We start from the raw sequence: 19,560 nt of genomic DNA, 5'->3' as shown, positions 1-19,560 counted from the left end.
GTCATTCGCCTTCGTGCCTGAAGTAAAGGGTGGACAGGGGCGGCAGGGCCAGCGCCAGCGACTGGGCATGGCCATGCGCGGGTATCGGCTGGGTGCGCGCCCGCCCCAGGTTGCCGCCGCCGGCGCCGCCGTAGGCGCCGGCATCGGTATTCAGGACCTCTGCCCAATGGCCGGCCAGGGGGACGCCGACGCGGTAGTCGGCGCGCGCCACCGGGGTGAAGTTGCTGATCGCCAGCAGTTGCGCCGTGCCATCGCTGCGCAGGAAAGCGACCACGCTGTTGTCGGCGTCATCCAGCACCACCCAGGCGAACCCGGCCGGGTCGGCATCGCGCGCATGCAGCGCGGGCTGGGTCCGGTACAGCCGGTTCAGGTCGCCGACCAGGCGCTGCACGCCCTTGCGCGGCGGGTCGTCCAGCAGGTTCCAGTCGATCGGCATATCGTGATTCCATTCGGCGGCCTGGGCGATTTCGCCGCCCATGAACAGCAGTTTCTTGCCGGGATGGGCCCACATGTAGCCGAGGTAGGCGCGCAGATTGGCCAGGCGCGCGGCCGCGTCGCCGGGCATCTTGTTCAGCAGCGAGCCTTTGCCATGCACCACTTCGTCGTGCGACAGCGGCAGGACGTAGCGTTCGGCATAGGCGTAGACCATGCTGAAGGTCAGTTCGCCGTGGTGGTACCTGCGATGCACCGGGTCTTCGCGCAGGTAGCGCAGGGTGTCGTGCATCCACCCCATGTTCCACTTGTAGTGAAAGCCCAGGCCGCCGTCCGCCACCTGGGCGGTCACGCCGGGCCAGGCGGTCGATTCCTCGGCGATCATGATCGCGTCGGGGGCCTCGTCGCGCACCGCCTGGTTCAGCGCGCGCAGGAAATCGACGGCTTCCAGGTTCTCGCGGCCGCCGTGGCGGTTGGGTATCCACTCGCCGGGTTGGCGGCTGTAGTCGCGGTACAGCATCGACGCCACCGCGTCCACGCGCAGGCCGTCGACGTGGAAGCGTTGCAGCCAGTGCAGGGCGCTGGCGATCATGAACCCGCGCACTTCGGTGCGCCCCAGGTTGTAGACCAGGGTGTGCCAGTCGGGGTGATAGCCTTCGCGCGGGTCGTCGTATTCGTACAGCGCCGTGCCGTCGAAACGCGCCAGGCCGTGCGCGTCGTCGGGAAAGTGCGCCGGCACCCAGTCCAGGATCACGCCGATGCCGGCGGCATGGCAGCGGTCGACGAAATGCGCGAACGCCGCCGGCGGCCCGAAGCGCGCGCTGGGCGCGAACAGGCCCAGCGGCTGGTAGCCCCACGAGCCGCCGAACGGATGTTCCATGATAGGCATCAGTTCAACGTGCGAAAACCCCATCGACGCGGCATAGGCCGGCAGCTTGTCGGCCAATTGCCGCCAGGGGCAGGCGCCGGTGTCGTCCGTGGCCAGCCAGGAGCCCGCGTGGACCTCGTAGATCGCGATGGGCGCGTCCGGTTCGTGGCGCGCCCGGCGGGTCCGCATCCAGTCGCCGTCGGTCCAGGGATAGGGGGCGCCGTCATCCACGACCGAAGCGGTGGCGGGCGGCAGTTCGGCGCGGCGGGCGTGCGGGTCGGCCTTGAAGCGGATGGCGCCGGTCGCGTCGGTGACCGCGAACTTGTAGGCGGCGCCCGGCTCGACGTCGGGCACGAACAGTTCCCAGACGCCTGCCTCGTGGCGCAGCCGCATCCCATGGCGGCGCGGGTCCCAGCTGTTGAAGTCGCCGACCACCGCGACCCGGCGCGCGTTCGGCGCCCAGACCGCGCAGCGCAACCCTGCGATGCCTGCGACCGTGGCGGGCCGCGCGCCCAGCCATTCGAGGGCGGCGTGCCAGCCGCCGGCCGCGAGTTCCCGCAAGGCGTCGGCGGGCAGCAGGGGGCCGAAGGCATACGGGTCATGCGTGCGCTGCAGCGCGCCAGGCCACTCGATGTCCAGCCGATACGAGTCGGGCTCGCCGGCACGGCCGGGGCCGGCGGCGCCGCTGAACAGGCCATCGCCGTCATCGTGCAGCGGGTGGCGCGTTTCCTGTGGCCCGACCACGCTGACCGATCTCGCGCCGGGCGCAAGCACCCGCACCGTGCCGTCATGCGGGCCGAGGACGGCAAAAGGGTCGCCATGCTGGCCGCTGACCAGCGCGGCGCGTTGCGCGGGGTCGAGCGCGGGCGGCGTGGCGCTGGCGGCGGCCGGCGGCGGGGAGGCGTTCGCGCGGCCGGGGGCGTCGTGGGGGGATGCGGGGCGGCGGCTCATGGCGTCGGGTCCTCGGCGTCGAGGGCCGCGTTCCGCAGCAGCGTGTGCGCCAGGCCGCTCAGGGCGCACAGCGGGATGGACAGCCAGTCGGGCCGGTGGCCGGCCTCGTAGCCGATTTCGTAGGCGGCCTTTTCCAATTGCGCCAGTTGCAGCAGGGTGCGCCAGGAGGGCGCGGCCACCGTGGCGGTCTCTTCATAGCCCTGCAGGAAGGCTTCCGCCGCGCGGGCGCGAAAGCGCGCCAACAGCGCATCGCGCAACTGCGATGGCGAGTTCGTCGCAACGGGCGGCTCCACCGGCGAGGCGTTGGCGTCGGCCGGCGCGCCGCCCAGCGGGTCCTGGCGCGCCACGGCGGCCGCGGCGTAGTCGAACGAACGCAGCATGCCCGCCACGTCCTTGGCGGGCGAGGCCAGTTGCCGGCGCACCGCCAGCGGGTGGTCGGGTTCGCCCTCGAAGTCGATCAGGTAGGCGTCGGTCTGCGCCACCAGGACCTGGCCCAGGTGCAGGTCGCCATGCACCCGGATCAGCGGGCTGCCGGTGAGCGCCTGGGCCATGCGTTCGACTTGCGCCGCCAGGCGCTCCTGATGCTCGAACAGCCACTGGGCGCAGGCGCGCGATGGCGCTTCCAGCGTGTCGAGCCGGGCATGCAGCGCTTCGCTGGCGCGCGCGAGCTGCGCGGTGACGCGGGCGGCGAAGGCGTCGGCCTCTTCCTGCGATGCCTGCGCCGGCGCGAAGGCCGGGTCGTCGGTCGGCTGCGACAGGACCTGGTGCAACTGCGCCACGCGCCGGCCGATGGTGGCGGCCAGGGTGGCGTAGCCCTCCAGGCTGGCCTCGAATTGTTCCGGGCTGTCGCCGCCGAGCAGCGCCGTGGCCAGGGCGCGCTTGAGAAAGTCCAGGGTCCAGCTCCACGCATCGCCCTCATTGGCGATGAATGCGTACAGCACGGCCAGCGTGCAGGGCGTGCCTTCGCTGTCGGTGCGCCGCACCTCGCCCAGCAGCGCGGGAATATTGGCGTAGCCCGCGCGCGTCAGGTGACGCGTCATTTCCACTTCGGCCGACAGCCCGGGCTGCGCGTTGCGCAGCAGCTTGAGGATGGCCCGGCCGGCAATCACCACCGAGCTGTTGGACTGCTCGCCGCTGATCCACTGCAAGGCCGGCTCTGCGCCCAGGTCCATCGCGGCCAGGCCGGGCTCGGCGTGGCCGCGGATCACGCCGGGCCGCTCGCCCGCCTTGCCGCCCTGGCTGCCATCCCATTCGCGGCCGGTGCGCAAGGCGTCGACCACGCCCAGCACGAAGCCGGGCTGCAGGAAGGCGTCGGCCAGGATGCCGACCTCGGGCCCGCGCCGCACCCGGGCGATCGGGTACTGCACCGGCGCGGCCTCGTCCCACACCAGGGCGAACGGCACCTGCACCCGCTGCCCGTCTTCGGTATCGGCGGGCTCGGCTTCGGCCCAGTAATACTCCGCGCCATCGGCGCCGAAGGGCGTGGCGTAGGCCAGGCGCGCACGGGCCGGCGGCGTGGCGCCGGGAAACCAGCGCTGGCGCGCCAGGTATTCGGGCAGCACCTCGGTCTCCAGCGCGGCGCGCGAGGCGTCCGTCAGGACGGCGTTGGCATGGCCGCGCAAGACCAGCGTGACCAGTTCCGGCATGCGCTCGGGCAGGCTGGCGTGCCAGCCGGGCGGGGCGGCTTCGGCGCTCAGGTCCATCCAGTAGAAGCCGTAGGGCGGCAGCGTCAGCAGGTAGGGCAGTTCGCCGATCGCCGGAAACGGCGTGCCGCCCAGCATTTCGACCGGCACGCGGCCGTTGAAGGCCTGCAGCGGCAGTTCGACCGGCTGGGCGGCGTTGGACAGGTTGGCCACGCACAGGATGGTGGTGTCGCGCCATTGCCGCAGGTAGGCCAGGATCTTGCGGTTGCCGGCCTGGATGAAGCGCAGCGTGCCGCGGCCGAAGGCATGGGTCTGGCGGCGCTGCGCCAGCATGCGGCGGGTCCAGTTCAGCAATGAATGCGGGTCGCGCTGCTGGGCCTCGACATTGACGGCCTCGTAGCCGTACAGCGGCCCCATCAGCACGGGCAGCGGCAGCCGTTCGGGATCGGCGCGCGAGAAGCCGCCGTTGCGGTCGGGCGACCACTGCATCGGCGTGCGCACGCCGTCGCGGTCGCCCAGGTGCACGTTGTCGCCCATGCCCAGTTCGTCGCCGTAGTACAGCACCGGCGTGCCCGGCATCGACAGCAGCAGGCTGTTCATCAGCTCGACCCGGCGCCGGTCGCGTTCCAGCAGCGGCGCCAGGCGGCGGCGGATGCCCAGGTTGATGCGCGCGCGCGGGTCGGCGGCGTAGACGCTCCACAGGTAGTCGCGTTCGCGGCTGGTGACCATCTCCAGCGTCAGTTCGTCGTGGTTGCGCAGGAAGATGGCCCACTGGCAGGTGGCGGGGATGTCCGGGGTCTGGCGGATGATGTCGGTGATGGGAAAGCGGTCTTCCTGCGCGATCGCCATGTACATGCGCGGCATCAGCGGGAAATGGAACGACATGTGGCATTCGTCGCCATCGCCGAAGTACTCCTGCGCGTCCTCGGGCCACTGGTTGGCCTCGGCCAGCAGCAGGCGTCCGGGATACTCGGCGTCGATGACGGCGCGGATGCGCTTGAGCACCTGGTGGGTCTCGGGCAGGTTCTCGTTGTTGGTGCCTTCGCGCTCGACCAAGTAGGGCACGGCGTCCAGCCGCAGGCCATCAACGCCCATGTCGAGCCAGTGCCGCATCACCGCCAGCACTTCCTTGAGCACCTGCGGGTTGTCGTAGTTCAGGTCGGGCTGGTGCGAGTAGAAGCGGTGCCAGAAGTAGGCGTTGGCGACCGGGTCCCAGGTCCAGTTCGATTTTTCGGTGTCGCAGAAGATGACGCGGGTGCCGGCATAGGCCTTGTCGTTGTCCGACCAGACGTAGAAGTTGCGCGCGGCCGAGCCGGGCCGCGAGGTGCGGGCGCGCTGGAACCACGGATGCTGGTCGGAGGTATGGTTGACCACCAGCTCGGTGATGACGCGCAGGCCGCGCGCATGGGCGGCGCGGATCAGCCTGCGCACGTCGGCCACGGTGCCGTAGTCGGGATGCACGCCGCGGTAGTCGGCGATGTCGTAGCCGTCGTCGCGGCGCGGCGAGGGATAGAACGGCAGCAGCCAGATCGTGTCCACCCCCAGGTTGGCGATGTAGTCCAGCTTGGAGATCAGCCCCGGCAGGTCGCCGACGCCGTCGTCGTTGGAGTCGAAGAACGACCTCACGTGCAATTGGTAGACGACGGCGTCCTTGTACCAGAGGCCGTCGTCCTGGGGCGGGGTATCACTGTTCATGGTGGCAGGCTCCCTGGCGGCGTCAACCATGACGCGACAGCCGCCAGATGCGGTAGGGTTGATCGGGGGACAGCGCCACCTCGCGGGCGCCGCCTTGCCAGGATTCGCGCTGGCCGCCCAGCAGGTCCTCGGCCACCAGTTCGGCCGACCACGGCGGGCAGAACAGCGCGTAGGGCGGCTCGACGCGGGCGGTCTGGGGGTGGAACGGGTCCAGGCTGATGGCCGCCAGGATCACGTTGCCCTGGCCGGGCGTGGCCTTGGCGAAGGCGATGACGCGGTCGTTGCCGCTGGCGGCCAGCGTCAGGCCGCGGTGGCTTTGCAAGGCGGGGTTGGCGCGGCGCAACTGGTTCAGGCGCGCGATCTCGGCGCGGATGTTGCCGGGCTGGCGCCAGTCGCGCTGGCGCAGCTCGTACTTTTCGGAATCCAGGTATTCCTCCTTGCCCGGCACCGGCGCGGCCTCGCACAGCTCGAAGCCGCTGTAGACGCCCCACAAGCCCGACCCCAGCGCGGCCAGCGCAGCGCGGATGAGAAAGCCGGGGCGTCCGGAGGTCTGCAGGAACACCGGGTTGATGTCTGGCGTGTTGACGAAAAAATGCGGCCGGAAGAAATCCGCCGCCGGCGGCTGCGAGAGTTCCCGCAGGTAGTCCTCCAGCTCGGCCTTGTCGTTGCGCCAGGTGAAGTAGGTGTATGACTGCGTGAAACCCACTTTCGCCAGCCGGTACATCATCTTTGGACGGGTGAAGGCCTCGGACAGGAACAGCACGTCGGGATGGCGCGCATGGACCTCGGCGATCAGCCACTGCCAGAAAGGCAGCGGCTTGGTATGGGGATTGTCGACGCGGAAGGTGCGCACGCCCTGTTCCGCCCAGAACAGCACGATATCGCGCAGCGCGCGCCACAGGCCGAGCTTGCGGGCGCGCTTGGGGGCGGGGCCGTAGAACGCCACGTTGACGATGTCCTGGTACTTCTTCGGCGGATTCTCGGCGTAGCGCAGCGACCCGTCGGGCCGCCACGAGAACCAGTCCGGGTGCCGCGCCAGCCACGGATGGTCGGGCGAGCACTGGATGGCGAAGTCCAGGGCCATCTCCAGGCCATGGCCGCGCGCGGCGCGGACCAGCCGCAGGAAGTCCTCCAGCGTGCCCAGGCGTGGTTCGATGGCGTCATGGCCGCCAGCCGCCGACCCGATCGCATACGGGCTGCCGACGTCATCCGGCTCGGCCCGCAGGCTGTTGTTGCGACCCTTGCGGTTGGCCTGGCCGATGGGGTGGATCGGAGGCAGGTAGAGCACGTCGAAGCCCATTTCGCGGATGTCGGGCAGGCGCTGGATCACATCGTCGAAGGTGCCGTGGCGGCCGGGCTCGTCGGCCTGCGAGCGGGGAAACAGCTCGTACCAGGCGGCGTGGACCGCGCGCGCCCGGTCGACCCAGACGGGGCAGGGCGCGGACAGCGATTCGAATGGGCGGCTGTCCAGGCTGCGCATGGCCTGCGCCAACGCCGGGCTGAGCAGCATCTCGATCTGATCGGCCTCGGGCTCTTCGCCTTCGCGCCGGACGCCGCAGACCTTGAGGGCGCGCTTGACCAGCCCGGCGCCGGGACCGGATGCGCCGCCCTGGCCGGCGCGCTGGTCGGCCTCGCGCAGCAGTTGCAGACCTTCCTCGCGCTCGAGCCGCAGGCTGGCGCCGGCCTCGTGCTTGACTGCGAACTCGTGCTGGAACGTCGCCCAGCCGTCATGCCAGGCGATGACCTGGAAGGTGTGCGGGCCGATCCGGCTGGGGCGGAAGGCGGCGCGCCAGCGATCGTTGCCGCTGGGCTCCAGCGGCACGCTGCGCCAGCCGGCTTCGTCGTCGGCGCGCCAGCGCAGTTCGGCGGCCAGTCTGTCATGGCCGTCCATGAAAATGTCGGCCTCGACCTCTACCTGCTCGTGGACGCCGCATTTGACCGCAAAGGCCCCGCCGTCGACCGCGGGAGTGACTCGCTCGATCGCCACGCGCGCCTGGCCGCTTTCGCCGCGCGCGGCCGCGGCCGTGCGCGGCGCGGCGCGCACCGGCGACGCGGCGGACAGGAGATAGCGGGCGCAGCCGGCCGGCGCCAGGGCGTCGTCGGGGGGCGTCTGGTCCTGCGGCGAGAGGTCGCCTGGCGGCAGCAGGCCGGCCGCCAGGTCCCGGTCCAGGCGCGCGGTGGCCTTGTCGTCGGGGTTGAGCGCCAGCAGCACCGCGCCGTCGGCGGCCGCGTCGCGCGCCAGCAGCGTGGCGCCGCCGTCGCGGCCTACCACGAGCCGAGGCGGGCCGGCCATCAAAGTCTCCTGGAGCCAGGCGTTGATGTCGCCGGCGCCGCTGATGTCGTCGGCGAGCCAGCCGCAGCCGCTTAGCGCCGCGCTCCAGGCGCGCCGCGGGTCCGCGCCGGTTCGATGGGGCGCGGCCGGGTCCGCGCAGGGGCCGTCCAGCGCGCAGGTGGGCGCGATCACCGGCGCGATCGATTGCAGCCGGTCCCATTCCTCGGCCAGCCATGGCGCCCGGTAATCCCACCAGGGCAGCGATGAAAACACGCCATCGAAGGCCGCGTCGCGCAAGCCCGCCAACATGGCGGGAGCCAGGCCCGGCGTCCAGGCCAGGCATTGCAGTTCGCGATTGGCCTCGCGCGATGGCGCGAACAGCGCGCGCCAGGCGTCCGGCCCGAGGACGGGCGGCACGTGCACCACATAGCCGCCCACGCCGCTGCGCGTCCAGCGCCGCAGTCGCGCGGCCCAGGCGGCGATGAAGCCGGCCGGCGGGCCTTCGCGCAATTGCCGGACGCCCCGTTCGCTGGCGGGCAGCCGCGGGTCGCGCGCGGGATCATCGACGGGATCGCGGTACCAGGCGTCGGGGGCCGTGTCGTCGTGGGCATCGCGGGCCACGCGTTGCAGTTCCAGGCGCAACAGCAGCGTCATGCCGTGTCCGGCGACGCTGTGGGCGTCGCGCGCCAGCCGGGCATGCAGCGCTTCGGTGCCGCCGTCGGCGGTCGCGGCCTGGTCGGCATCGCGCGGCGCCAGCGTCAGCGCGCCGGCGGGACACAGCCAGGGGACGGGCACCAGCACGGCGTTGAAGCCCGCGCGGCGCGCGCTCGCCAGCAATGACTCGCGGGTTCCGTCGCCTGTTGCCGGCAAGCCGGCCCGCGCGTAGTAGATGCGGGGCCGGCTGGCGTGGGCCGAAGGCGCGTGCGGCGTGGCCATGGCGGCTCCCTACAGCGGCACGGGGGCCGCGAGCGATGCGGACTGGCGCGCGCGCCGCGGGGGCGCCGCGGCGCCGGCCGTGGCCGCTTGCGGGGCCGCGCTGGCCGGCGCCTCCGGGTGGCCGCTGAGCGAATCGAACAGCGCCAGGTATTGGGCCATTGCCGGCCGCCAGCTGAAGTCCGCGGTCATGGCGTTGCGCTGCATGGCGCGCCATACGGTCGCGTGGCCGCGCAACCGCACGGCGCGGGCGATGGCCGCGGTCATCTCGGCGGGCGCGCTGCCGTCGAACAACACGCCGGTGGCGCGGGTCATGGCGGTCAAGGGCTGTTGCGGGCCCGGATCCGCGATCGTGTCGGCCATGCCGCCGACGCGCGAGCCGATCGGCAACGTGCCATAGCGCATGGCATAGAGCGGCGTCAGGCCGAACGGCTCGAAACGGCTGCCATGCAGCAGCACGTCGCCGGCCGCGTGCAGGCGGTGGGCGCGGGCCTCGTCATAACCGATGCGCACGGCGCAGCGCCGCGGATAGCGCTGGCCCAGGTCGCGCAGCGCGCTTTCCAGGTGCCGCTCGCCCTGGCCCAGCACCGCCACCTGCAACTGCGGATGCGCGTCCAGCGCCTGCGGCAGGGACTGCGCGGCCACGTCGGCCATTTTCTGGCCGGTGAGCCGGCTGCACATGATCAGCAGCACTGCCTCGGGATCTTCCCGCAGACCGTATTCGTGCTGCGCGGCGGCCTTGCACAGCCGCTTGTTGGCCAGGTTGGCCGGGCCGTAGCGCAGCGGTCCCAGGTGCGGATCGCGCGTCGGGTTCCACAATTGGGTGTCGATGCCGTTGGGAATGGCCACCAGATCGGTCACGCGTTCGCGCAGGACGCCGTCGAGTCCGCAGCCGAACTCCGGGGTCAGGATTTCGCGGGCGTAGCGCTGGCTGACGGTGGTGATGCGATCGGCATAGCGGATTCCGGCCTTCATGAAATTCAACTGGCCCCAGGCCTGTGCGCCATCCTCGCCGCAAAAGGGGGCGGCAATGCCGAGCGCGGGCGCATCCTCGATCGGCGCCTGGCCCTGGAAGGCGAGGTTGTGGATGGTCAGCACACTCTTGACGTCTTCCACCCGCGCGGCCCGCAGCAGCAGGGGGATCAAGGCGGCATGCCAGTCGTGGGCGTGCACCACGTCGGGGCGCGGCAGCCCGGGCAGCCCCTGGGCGATGCGCACCGCCGCGTGCGACAGGGCCGCGTAACGCAGGGCATTGTCGCCATAGGGCTGGCCGCTGTCGTCGAGGTAGAGGCCTTCGCGGTCATAGAGCGCGTCGTTCTCCAGCAGCAGGAACGACAGCCCCGACTGGGGGCATTCCCCGGCCAGCAACTGGGCGTCGCCGCCCGGCAGGCCGGCCAGCCGGGCCACCGTCCGCGGCGCCCGCAGCCGGTGCGCGACGCCACGATAGGCCGGCAGCAGCAGCGTCGGCCGGGTCTGCGCCTGGGCCAGCGCGCGGGCCATGCCGGTGATGGCGTCGCCCAGGCCCCCGGTCTTTGCCAGGGGGAATGCTTCTGCCGCCACGATGAGGATACTTGTTGTCGCCATGCTCGCTCCGGAGTCGGCGGATGGTCCCGGGAACCGGGGCCCTATCCGCAAGACTTACCGCTACGCAAGCGGCATGCCTGGCGGCGCTACGGAGGAGGGCCGCGAAAAGGCGGCCATGCGCGCGTCGTTGTTGCCGCCCGTTTGTAATCATGGGCCGGGCTGCCGGTTGGTATCCGGCAGCCGATGGCGCCCGCGCCAGCCAAGGCGCGCCTCGACCGCGGCGAACGCCAGCAACGCCAGGCACAGCGGCGCCAGCGCATACAGCGCGCGGTAGCTCAACGCCGCGCCCAGCACTTCCGCCGCCGGCAGGCGTGATGACAGCGCCGCCACGAAGATCGCCTCGGTGGTGCCGAGCCCGCCGGGCACGCGGGTGACCACCGCCGCGAAGCTGGTGCACAGCAGAATCCCCAGCACCACGGGATAGCTGACCTTGGCCTGCAGCAGCAGGTACATGATGGCGCCCATCAGCAGCCACGACAGCGCCGCCGTCACGCTTTGCAGGACCGCCATGCGCCCGCCGGGCAGGCTAACCCGCTGGCCCATCCAGACCGCCGTCCGGCGCCTGGCGCGGGCGCAGATCCACACATACAGGGCGGCCGCCGCCAGCAGCCCCAGGCCCAGCAGGCGCAGCATGCCGCCGCCGATCTCCCAGCCGGCCGGCACCACGATCGCGCCGCTGGCGAACACCACGCCCGCCACCCAGCCATAGCCGATCCAGTTGGACACCGCCGAAAACACCGCCACGCGGGTGGCGGTAGCCTTGCGGCAACCCAGCCGGGCATACAGGCGCAGCCGCGTGCCCAGGCCGCCCAGCAGCACGCCCAGATTCAGGTTCAACGCATAGCTCAGCATGGCCACGCCCAACACCTTGGGCCAGGGCAGGGTGTGGCCGGTATAGCGCCGGCCCAGCAGATCCATGGCGGCGTACGCCAGATAGGCGGGTGGCACCAGGGCCGCCGCCAGCAGCCGCGTCTGGCGGGGAATGCGGCGCACGGCCTGCCACACGCCGGGCCAGTCGACCGAGCTGCCGAAGTAGGCAAGCAGGCCGACCGCCAGCGTCAGCACGGCCCAGGGCAGGATCCGCTTGATGCGCGGCCAGCGGTGGCGGGCCACGCGCGCCAGGTGCGAGCGGTACAGGCTCATGGCGCCTCGCTCTCGTGCTGGCCGTTGCCGTCCACGGTATGCAGGCGCGGTTTGTGCGCGGGCAGCGCGCCGGCCCAGGCCGGAAAGCGGCGCAGGAAGTGGAACACCACCACGCCGACCCACAGTCGGCGCAGGCGCCGCCGCGAGCCCGGCCGCATGCGCACCGGCGCACAGTCCTGCGCGATGAGGCGTTCCAGGCTGGCGCGCAGGGCGGCGTTCAGGGCGCTGTCGCGCGCCACCACGTTGGCTTCCAGGTTCAGCGCCAGGCTGAGCGGATCCAGGTTGCTGGAGCCCACTGTGGACCAGTCGTCGTCGACGCAGGCGACCTTGGCGTGCAGCGGGCGCCGGCGGTATTCGAAGATATCGACGCCGGCGTCGATCAGGTAGTCATAGAGCATGCTGGCGGCCAGTTGCGCCACCAGCATGTCGGGCTCGCCTTGCAGCAGCAGCCGCACGCGCACGCCGCGGCGGGCGGCGTTGGCCAGGTCGCGCAGCAGGCGGTAGCCGGGAAAGAAGTAGGCGTTGGCGATCAGCACGTCGTGGCGCGCGGCGCGCAGGCCGGCACGGTAATAGCGTTCGATGTCGGTGGCGTGGCCGTGGTTGTCGCGCACCACCAGGCGGCCGCCGCCATCGCCCGCCGGCATCGCTTCCAGGCGCGCGGCCCGGCGCCGTCGTGGCGGGCGCGCGCCGAGGGCGGCGCGCGCATGATCCGCGATATCGGCGGCCAGGGGGCCGTCGACCCGCACCGCATAGTCCTGCTTGGCTTCGGGGCCGTAGTCCGGCAGGTGGTCGGCCGAGAAGTTCATGCCGCCCACGAAGGCGCAGGCGCCGTCCACCGCCACGACCTTGCGATGCATGCGGCGGAACAGGTTGGTGCGCACCCCCAGCAGCCGCGGACGCGGATCGAACAGGTGCACGCGCACGCCGGCGTCGGTCAGCGGCGCCAGGAATTCCTCGGACAGCAGGTCCGAGCCGTAGCCGTCCGCCAGCAGGTCGACGCTGACGCCGCGGCGCGCGGCGGCGACCAGGGTCTGCCGCAGGTCGCGGCCGACCTTGTCGTCGAACAGGATGAAGGTCTCGACCAGGACCTCGTGGACGGCGGCGTCCACGGCGGCGCGCACGGCGGGGAAATAGGCCTCGCCATTCTCCAGCAGCGTATAGCGGTTGCCGCTGCGCCAACCGTTCGGGGGCAGCGTCATAGCGCCACTTCCGCGGCGATCGGCACATGGTCGGACAGGCCCGCCCAGACCCGCGAGGCCAGCGGCACGGGCCGCCAGTCGCGCACATTGCGCACGTAGATGCGATCGAGCCGCAGCACGGGCCAGCGCGCCGGAAAGGTGCGGGCGGGCCGACCCAGCCGCGATGTGAAGACTTCCCGCACCTGGCAGTCGCGCAGCAGGCCGTCGGCCTCCTGCCGCCAGTCGTTGAAATCGCCGGCGATGAGCAGCGGCGCGCCGGCCGGCACGTCGCGCGCCACCAGGCGGCACAGGCTGGCGATCTGCCTGGCGCGATGGCGGGCGCGCAATCCGAGGTGGACGCAGATCGCGTGGACGGCGCCGGCGGTTCCTGGCAGCTCGAGCACGCAATGCAGCAGTCCGCGGCTTTCGTGCCCGCCGACGCTGACGTCGTGGTTCTCGAAGCGCGTGATCGGGTAGCGCGACAGCACGGCGTTGCCGTGATGGCCCGCCGGGTAGACGGCATTGCGGCCATAGGCGAAATCGCGCCACAGCGTATCGGCCAGGAACTCGTATTGCGACGCCGCCGGCCAGCGGGGCGCGGCCCGCGCGGCCATGGCCTGGTGTTCGCCCACCACTTCCTGCAGGAACACCAGGTCCGGGGCGGCCATGCGCAGGGCGTCGCGCAGCTCATGCAACATGAAGCGGCGGTTGAAACTGGTGTAGCCCTTGTGGATGTTGACGGTCAGGACCGTCAGGGGGGCGAGGGGCTCGGCGGCCAAGGGGCTCTCCGGGTAGCGGGAATCTTTGCCCGCTAGCAAGTCCCGTGCCCGGCGCGCCTCGTTCTACAAGCCCAGGCCCAGCAGCATCAGGAAGGCGCCGAACAGCACGAAATGCGTCATGCCCTCGATCGCGTTGGTCTGGCCGTCGTTCAGATTGATGGCGGCCACCAGCAGCGTCACCAGCATCATCAGGGTCTGCAGCGGCGTCATGGCGATGTCGAAGCGCTGGCCCGACACCAGCGCCAGCGCTTCCATGGCGGGCACCGTCAGGATGACGGTCGAGAGCGACGCGCCCAGGGCGATATTGACCACCGATTGCATGCGGTTGGCCAGCGCCGCGCGCAGGGCGGTCAGCATTTCCGGGGCGGCCGAGATGGTGGCCACGATCAGCGCCACCAGGCCCGCGGGCACCTCGATCCCGGCCAGGCTGCGATTCAATGAATGCGACATCAGTTCGGCCAGCGCGCCCACCGCGACGATGCCGGCCGCCATGACGAGGATCGACTGGCGCCGGCTCGGGTAGCCGGAGGCCGGCGACGGCTGGCGGGTCTTCTTGTCCGGGTAGCTGTAGCTGAAGAAATAGCTGTGCGGACCTGTCTGCATGCGCAGGAAGACGCCGTACAGCAGCAGCATCGCCACGATGGTGAAGCCGCTGTAGGCGCGCCAGCGGTCCTCGGGAACGAACTCGGGGATGATCATCGACACCGTCACGGCGGTCAGGATCATGACACTGTAGGTGCGCGCGGAATCATCGTTGTAGGCCTGTTCGCCGTGCTTGAAGCCGCCGATCAGGGCGGCCACGCCGAGGATGCCGTTGATGTCCAGCATGACCGCCGAGTAGATGCTGTCGCGCACCAGGGTGGGCGAGCCCGCCTTGGACGAGACGATGGCCAGCACGATCACTTCCACCAGCACGGCGGATAGCGTCAGGATCATGCTGCCGTAGGGATCGCCCAGCTTGCGCGCGATGCGTTCGGCGTGGCGCGCCACGCTCAGCGACGCGGCCAGGATGGCCACCACCAGCAGCGCCGTTTCGATCAGGCCGGCGGTCCGTCCGTAGTCGGCCAGGCGGGCGTCGGCCGCGTACCCCGCCATCGCGATGGCGCAGGCCAGCAGCAGGTATTTCTCGGACTGCAGAATGGATTTCATCGGGATTCGGCGGACCGCAACAGTGCGAGGCTAGCACGCGTGGGGCCGCCCCGGGGCAATGGATGGGCACGAGGCTTGCTGCACGGCAGGCCTCGCCGGCCCGGATGGAACCCCCATGACAAGCAACCGCGTACCACGGCGAAAGCCGTCGTCGAAACGAACGTCTCCCGCGCGGGGGGACGGCCATGGCAATGCGGTATCGCGTTTCTTCGATCATTTTGCCGCGCACGTCACGAAATGGGCGGGTTCGCCCGTGGCATTCGGGGCGGCGCTGATCGCGGTGGTGGCGTGGGGACTGTCCGGTCCGGCGTTCGGCTATTCCGAAACCTGGCAACTGGTGATCAACACCGGCACCACGATCGTCACCTTCCTGATGGTGTTCGTGATCCAGCAGAGCCAGAACAAGGACAGCGAGGCCGTGCACCTGAAGCTGGACGAACTGTTGATCGCGCTGCGCGGCGCGGACGAAAGACTGGTCGATGCCGAACGCCTCGATGAAGACAAATTATTGGCGCTGGCCGCGGCCTGTACCGCGCGCGCCCGAACCCAGCGGCGCCAGCGCGCCCGCAGCCGGAGGCGGCCATGACCGACATCCTGCCCACCGTCCGCAAAGGGCAATACGCCGGCCAGCTGGACCGCGACACGTTCCGCGCGCGATTCATGGGCCGTTTCCGCGACCCCGCCTTCCGGGCCGAAGACGCGGCCCTGGCCCGGCTCGAGGCGATCGCCTGGGACGCCTATGCGGCCGGACGCAAGGCGCCCGAGACGGTAAAGGCAGGTCCGGACTACGCCGATCCCGATTACGACCTGTCGGTCGAATGGAAGGACACGCGCGACCGCCTGGCGCGCGCCGCCAGTGCGCAGCAGGACCCGCAGGCCCCGTCGCGCGTGCTGGTGATCGTCGGCGCGGCGCGCAATGACGGCACCTGTCCGGGCGAGGTGTCCAAGAGCTGGCGGCTGGCGTTGCTGGCGCAGGAAGAACTGCGGGCCGCCGGCATCCACGTCGACCTGCTCGATCTCAGCCGGCTGACGTCGGAATACGAATACCGCATCCATCCCTGCAAGGGCTGCGTCTCGACCGCGATGCCGTTGTGCCATTGGCCGTGCAGCTGCTATCCCAACCACGCGCTCGGCCAGGCCAACGACGCCATGGCGGGCATCTATGAGCAGTGGGTGGCGGCCCACGGCGTGATCCTGGTGGCGCCGACCTACTGGTACCAATCGCCCAGCCCGTTGAAGCTGATGATCGACCGGCTGGTGTGCGCGGACGGCGGCAATCCCGACCCCACCTCGACCGGCGGCAAGGATCCGTTCAAGGCCAAGCAGCTCGAACTGGCCGGCTGGCCCTATCCCAAGCATCTGGCCGGCCGCGCCTATGGCCTGGTGGTGCATGGCGACGTGGCCGGCATCGAGAGCCAGCGGCGCGCGCTGGCGGACTGGCTGGACTGGATGGGGCTGGTCGACGCCGGGGCGTCCGCCCGGCTGGAGCGTTATATCGGCTATTACCGGCCCTACGCCACCAGCCACGAGGAACTGGACGCCGGTGCGGCCGTGCGGCAGGAAGTGCGCAACGTGGCGCGGGCGCTGGTCAATTTCCTGCCGCGCCTGCGCCGAGGCGAGCTCGCCGGGCTGCGGGACGGGATCCGCGACCCCCGGCCGAAATGAGCGTAAGGCGCGATGCGCGACGGGGACGGGTGAGCCGTACGCATGCGGCGGCTCGCGGCGGACGCGGCACGGCGGTTGCTGGAGACAGCGGACGGCCACCCCCCGTGGCCCGCCTGTCACCGTGCAGGGAACCCATCGGAATCACTCAGGAGTCAGCCATGACACAAAAGACTTTGCAGGACCTGTTCATCCATGAACTGTCGGACATCTACAGCGCCGAAAAGCAATTGACGCGGGCCCTGCCCAAAATGGCGCGCGCGGCCAGCGAGGCCAAGCTCGCCGAAGCCTTCACCTCGCACCTGGAGGAAACCCGGGGCCAGGTCGAGCGCATCGACAAGATCGTCGAGGCCACGGGCCTGCGGCTCAAGCGCATCAAGTGCGCGGCCATGGAAGGCTTGGTGGAAGAGGGCCGCGACGTCATCGAGGACGTCGAAAAAGGCCCGGTGCTGGATGCGGCCCTGATCGCGGCGGCGCAGAAGGTCGAGCATTACGAGATCGCCAGCTACGGCACCCTGTGCACCTTTGCCAAGCAGCTGGGGCAGAACGACGCGCTGGCGCTGCTCAAGGAAACGCTGGCCGAGGAGAAGGCCGCCGATGAAAAGCTGAACATGCTGGCGCTGGAACAGACCAACGCCAAGGCGGCGCGCGCCGGCAAGGCCGCGTGATCCGGCAAGACGATCAAGGAGACCGCCATGGGCAACACCACGACCCAGCCAGACGCCCCGGAACCCGGCCGCAAGCCGCCGGCCCGGCCCGATACATCGCCCGCCGAGTCGCCCGACCCGCCGCCGCGAGACGACGAGGCGGACCGGCGCGGCCGTTGGCCGCCGGACAGCCTGCCCAACCCGATGCCCGGCGTCGACCCGCAGCAGACGCCGGGCATCGACCGGCTCGGCGATGCCGGCCCGCGACAGCAAGCATGGGTGCGCAGTGCACGCGCGCTCTAGGAACCCGCCATGGACATGTACGCACCGACCCCAGCCGTATCCTCCCGCCCCGCGCGCCGTGCGCGGCAACCGGCGCTTGCGTCCGGGCGCGCGCCCGCGCGTCAGGCGCTTGCGCGCATTCCGCTGAATGGGTTTTCTCATGCCCTGCCTGCGCCGCTGGCCGCGAGCCTGGCGCGGCGCCTGGCCACGGCCTCGCGCCAGCAATGGGTGCAACGCCTGTGGGCCGGCGACGCTTCGCTGTGGACCGGCCATGACGAAGGCCGGTGGCTCGGCTGGTTGCGTCCGGGCGCCGCGGGTGGCCAGGGCCGCCTGGCGGCCACCTGCCGTCGTCTGTGCGTGGCGGGGTTCACCGACGCGGTGATGCTCGGCATGGGCGGCGCGACGTTGGGCGCCGAGGCGCTGGCGCAGACCCTGGGCGTGGCGGGCGGCGGGCTGCGCCTGCACATTCTCGATTCCACCGACGTGGCGCAGATCCTGGCGTTGCAGGGCCGGCTCGACCTGGACCGCACGCTGTTCGTGGTCGCCAGCAAATCGGGCAACACGCTGGAATCCGGCATGTTGGCCGCCTACTTCGAGCAATGCCTGGCCCGGCGACTGGGGCGCCAGGAGGCCGCGCGCCGCTTTGTCGCCATCACCGACCCCGGTACGCCGCTGCATGCGCGCGCGCGGGCGGCCGGCTATGCCGCCATTTTCGCCGGCGATCCCGCGGTGGGCGGACGCTACTCGGTGCTGTCGCCGTTCGGCCTGGTGGCCGCGGCGCTGCTGGGCCACGACCCGGCCAACGTGCTACGCGCCGCCGAACCCATGCGGCGCGCCTGCTCGACGCATGGGTTCGGCGGCGCGCGCAACCCTGGCCTGCTGTTGGGGGCGCTGCTGGGCGAGGCGGCGTTGGCCGGATATGACAAGGTCACGCTGCTGGCCGACCCGGGCCTGGAAACGCTGGCCGGCTGGCTGGAACAGCTGCTGGCGGAATCCACCGGCAAGGCCGGCAAGGGGCTGGTGCCGGTGGCGCATGAACCGTTGGCCGCGCCTGGCGACTATGGCCGTGACCGCCTGTTCGTGCACTTGTCGAACGGGCCTGGCGCCGAGGCCGGCCTGGCGGTGCTGGCGCGCGAACTGGCCGCGGCGGGCCATCCGCTGTTGACGTGCCAGCTGGGGACGGGCCTGTCGGTGGCGCAGGAATGCTTCCGATGGCAGATCGCCACCGCGGTCGCGGCCGCCGTGCTCGGCGTCAACCCATTCGACCAGCCCGACGTCGAGGCCAGCAAGGCGCGCACGCGCCGCCTCGCGGCGGCCCCTGATGCGGATGCCCGCGGCGGCGCCTGCGCGCTGCTGCGGGTGGATGGGCCGCTGGCCTTTCACGGTGCCGCATCGCCAGCCGCCTCGGGCGCGGCATTGCTGGCCGCGCTCGCGGCGCGGCGGACCGCCGGCGGCTACGTGGGGCTGCTGGCATACCTGCCGCGCGACGCCGCGTGCGAACAATGGCTGGCGGCGGCGCGGGACGGCGTGCGTGCCGCCACCGGCGCGGCCACGCTTGGGGGATTCGGCCCACGCTACCTGCATTCCAGCGGCCAGCTGCACAAGGGCGGCCCGGCCGGCGGGGTGTTCCTGTTCGTCATCGCGGACGCGCCGCGGACGCTGGAGGCGCCGGGCCATGGCGCGAGCTTCGGCGCCACGCAGACCGCGCAGGCGCTGGGCGACATGCAGGAATTGACGGCGCGCGGCCGTCCCTGCCTGCGGGTCCATATCCGCGGCGATCTCGCCACCGGCCTGGCGCGCCTGGATGCGCTGCTGCGCCAGGCCTTGGGCGCGGGGGCCGGCGCCCGTTGCGCGCAACGTTCGATGCCCGTGGCCATTTCCGGCCCGGGCCTGTTCACCGGAGACATGCCATGAAGATTTCCAGACTCATCGTTACCACGATCACCGTCAACGCCTTGGCCTTGGCCTCGGCCGGCGCCTGGGCCCAGTCCCATTTGCCGGAACCACCCACGACGGCGCCCGGCAGCACCGCGCCGACGCCCAAGCCCATGCCCAAGGCGCAGCCAGGGCAGGGAAAGGCGCAGCCGCAGCCGAAGGCGCAGCCCGGGCAGGGCGGCTCACGCGCCGTGCCCAAGTCGCAGCCGCCGCAAGGCGAGCCGCGCCCGGCCAAGGATGACCGTCCGGCCCGGCGCCTGGATGGCGAGGGCGGCACCGACAGCCGCGGTCCGGCGCGTGGCCAGGGCGGCACCGGCTCGACCGGTCAGGGCGGCATGCCGGGTTCCGGCGCCTCCGCCGGTTCCGGCGGCACCACCGAGACGCGCTGAAGCAGGACCCGACGGCGG

General features: G+C 71.4%; 14 protein-coding genes. 6 read left to right on the top strand and 8 right to left on the bottom strand.

Annotated elements, in window-relative coordinates:
* Position 1: 1 nt before the first annotated feature.
* From glgB to AC1HFW_RS14295, 8 genes are all read right to left on the bottom strand, one after another.
* A complete protein-coding gene (glgB, locus tag AC1HFW_RS14330; RefSeq protein WP_479283992.1) occupies positions 2 to 2,251 on the bottom strand; it encodes a 1,4-alpha-glucan branching protein GlgB in 2,250 nt (749 codons plus the stop codon).
* On the bottom strand, positions 2,248 to 5,589 hold the full coding sequence (gene treS / locus AC1HFW_RS14325) for a maltose alpha-D-glucosyltransferase (protein WP_479283990.1): 3,342 nt from the start codon (positions 5,587 to 5,589) through the stop codon (positions 2,248 to 2,250). Before treS ends, glgB begins: the two co-directional genes overlap by 4 nt.
* 22 nt (positions 5,590 to 5,611) lie before the next feature.
* On the bottom strand, positions 5,612 to 8,797 hold the full coding sequence (locus tag AC1HFW_RS14320; protein ID WP_479283988.1) for an alpha-1,4-glucan--maltose-1-phosphate maltosyltransferase: 3,186 nt from the start codon (positions 8,795 to 8,797) through the stop codon (positions 5,612 to 5,614).
* A gap of 9 nt (positions 8,798 to 8,806) precedes the next feature.
* The gene (gene glgA, locus AC1HFW_RS14315) at positions 8,807 to 10,378 is read right to left on the bottom strand and encodes a glycogen synthase GlgA (protein WP_479283986.1); all 1,572 of its coding nucleotides are present in this window, start codon (positions 10,376 to 10,378) and stop codon (positions 8,807 to 8,809) included.
* Positions 10,379 to 10,525: 147 nt separating this feature from the next.
* On the bottom strand, positions 10,526 to 11,521 hold the full coding sequence (locus AC1HFW_RS14310; protein WP_479283984.1) for a lysylphosphatidylglycerol synthase domain-containing protein: 996 nt from the start codon (positions 11,519 to 11,521) through the stop codon (positions 10,526 to 10,528).
* Complete coding sequence (gene clsB / locus AC1HFW_RS14305; protein WP_479283982.1) at positions 11,518 to 12,720, bottom strand: cardiolipin synthase ClsB; 1,203 nt, start codon at positions 12,718 to 12,720, stop codon at positions 11,518 to 11,520. Before clsB ends, AC1HFW_RS14310 begins: the two co-directional genes overlap by 4 nt.
* Positions 12,717 to 13,478, bottom strand: a complete 762-nt coding sequence (locus AC1HFW_RS14300) for an endonuclease/exonuclease/phosphatase family protein (RefSeq protein ID WP_479283981.1) — start codon at positions 13,476 to 13,478, stop codon at positions 12,717 to 12,719. The genes clsB and AC1HFW_RS14300 overlap by 4 nt, the downstream gene beginning before the upstream one ends.
* A 63-nt stretch (positions 13,479 to 13,541) precedes the next feature.
* The gene (locus tag AC1HFW_RS14295; protein WP_479283979.1) at positions 13,542 to 14,627 is read right to left on the bottom strand and encodes a calcium:cation antiporter; all 1,086 of its coding nucleotides are present in this window, start codon (positions 14,625 to 14,627) and stop codon (positions 13,542 to 13,544) included.
* A 115-nt stretch (positions 14,628 to 14,742) separates the two neighbouring features.
* Between AC1HFW_RS14295 and AC1HFW_RS14290 the strand changes: the two genes are divergently transcribed.
* From AC1HFW_RS14290 to AC1HFW_RS14265, 6 genes are all read left to right on the top strand, one after another.
* Positions 14,743 to 15,213 carry a low affinity iron permease family protein gene (locus AC1HFW_RS14290; RefSeq protein ID WP_116520012.1) on the top strand — a complete coding sequence of 157 codons (471 nt, stop codon included), beginning with the start codon at positions 14,743 to 14,745 and terminating at the stop codon, positions 15,211 to 15,213.
* On the top strand, positions 15,210 to 16,292 hold the full coding sequence (locus tag AC1HFW_RS14285) for a flavodoxin family protein (protein WP_479283977.1): 1,083 nt from the start codon (positions 15,210 to 15,212) through the stop codon (positions 16,290 to 16,292). Before AC1HFW_RS14290 ends, AC1HFW_RS14285 begins: the two co-directional genes overlap by 4 nt.
* Positions 16,293 to 16,450: 158 nt before the next feature.
* Positions 16,451 to 16,957, top strand: a complete 507-nt coding sequence (locus AC1HFW_RS14280) for a YciE/YciF ferroxidase family protein (RefSeq protein WP_035359166.1) — start codon at positions 16,451 to 16,453, stop codon at positions 16,955 to 16,957.
* Between the two features lie 27 nt (positions 16,958 to 16,984).
* Positions 16,985 to 17,239, top strand: coding sequence for a hypothetical protein (locus AC1HFW_RS14275; protein WP_241069962.1), 255 nt, complete (start codon positions 16,985 to 16,987; stop codon positions 17,237 to 17,239).
* Between the two features lie 9 nt (positions 17,240 to 17,248).
* Positions 17,249 to 19,132, top strand: a complete 1,884-nt coding sequence (locus tag AC1HFW_RS14270; protein ID WP_479283974.1) for a hypothetical protein — start codon at positions 17,249 to 17,251, stop codon at positions 19,130 to 19,132.
* A complete protein-coding gene (locus tag AC1HFW_RS14265) occupies positions 19,129 to 19,542 on the top strand; it encodes a hypothetical protein (protein ID WP_035359164.1) in 414 nt (137 codons plus the stop codon). Before AC1HFW_RS14270 ends, AC1HFW_RS14265 begins: the two co-directional genes overlap by 4 nt.
* Positions 19,543 to 19,560: the final 18 nt, after the last annotated feature.

This window comes from Achromobacter sp. ISS7, assembly GCF_056523125.1.
Note: the sequence above shows the minus strand (reverse complement) of the source record. Positions and strands in the feature narration are given on the sequence as shown.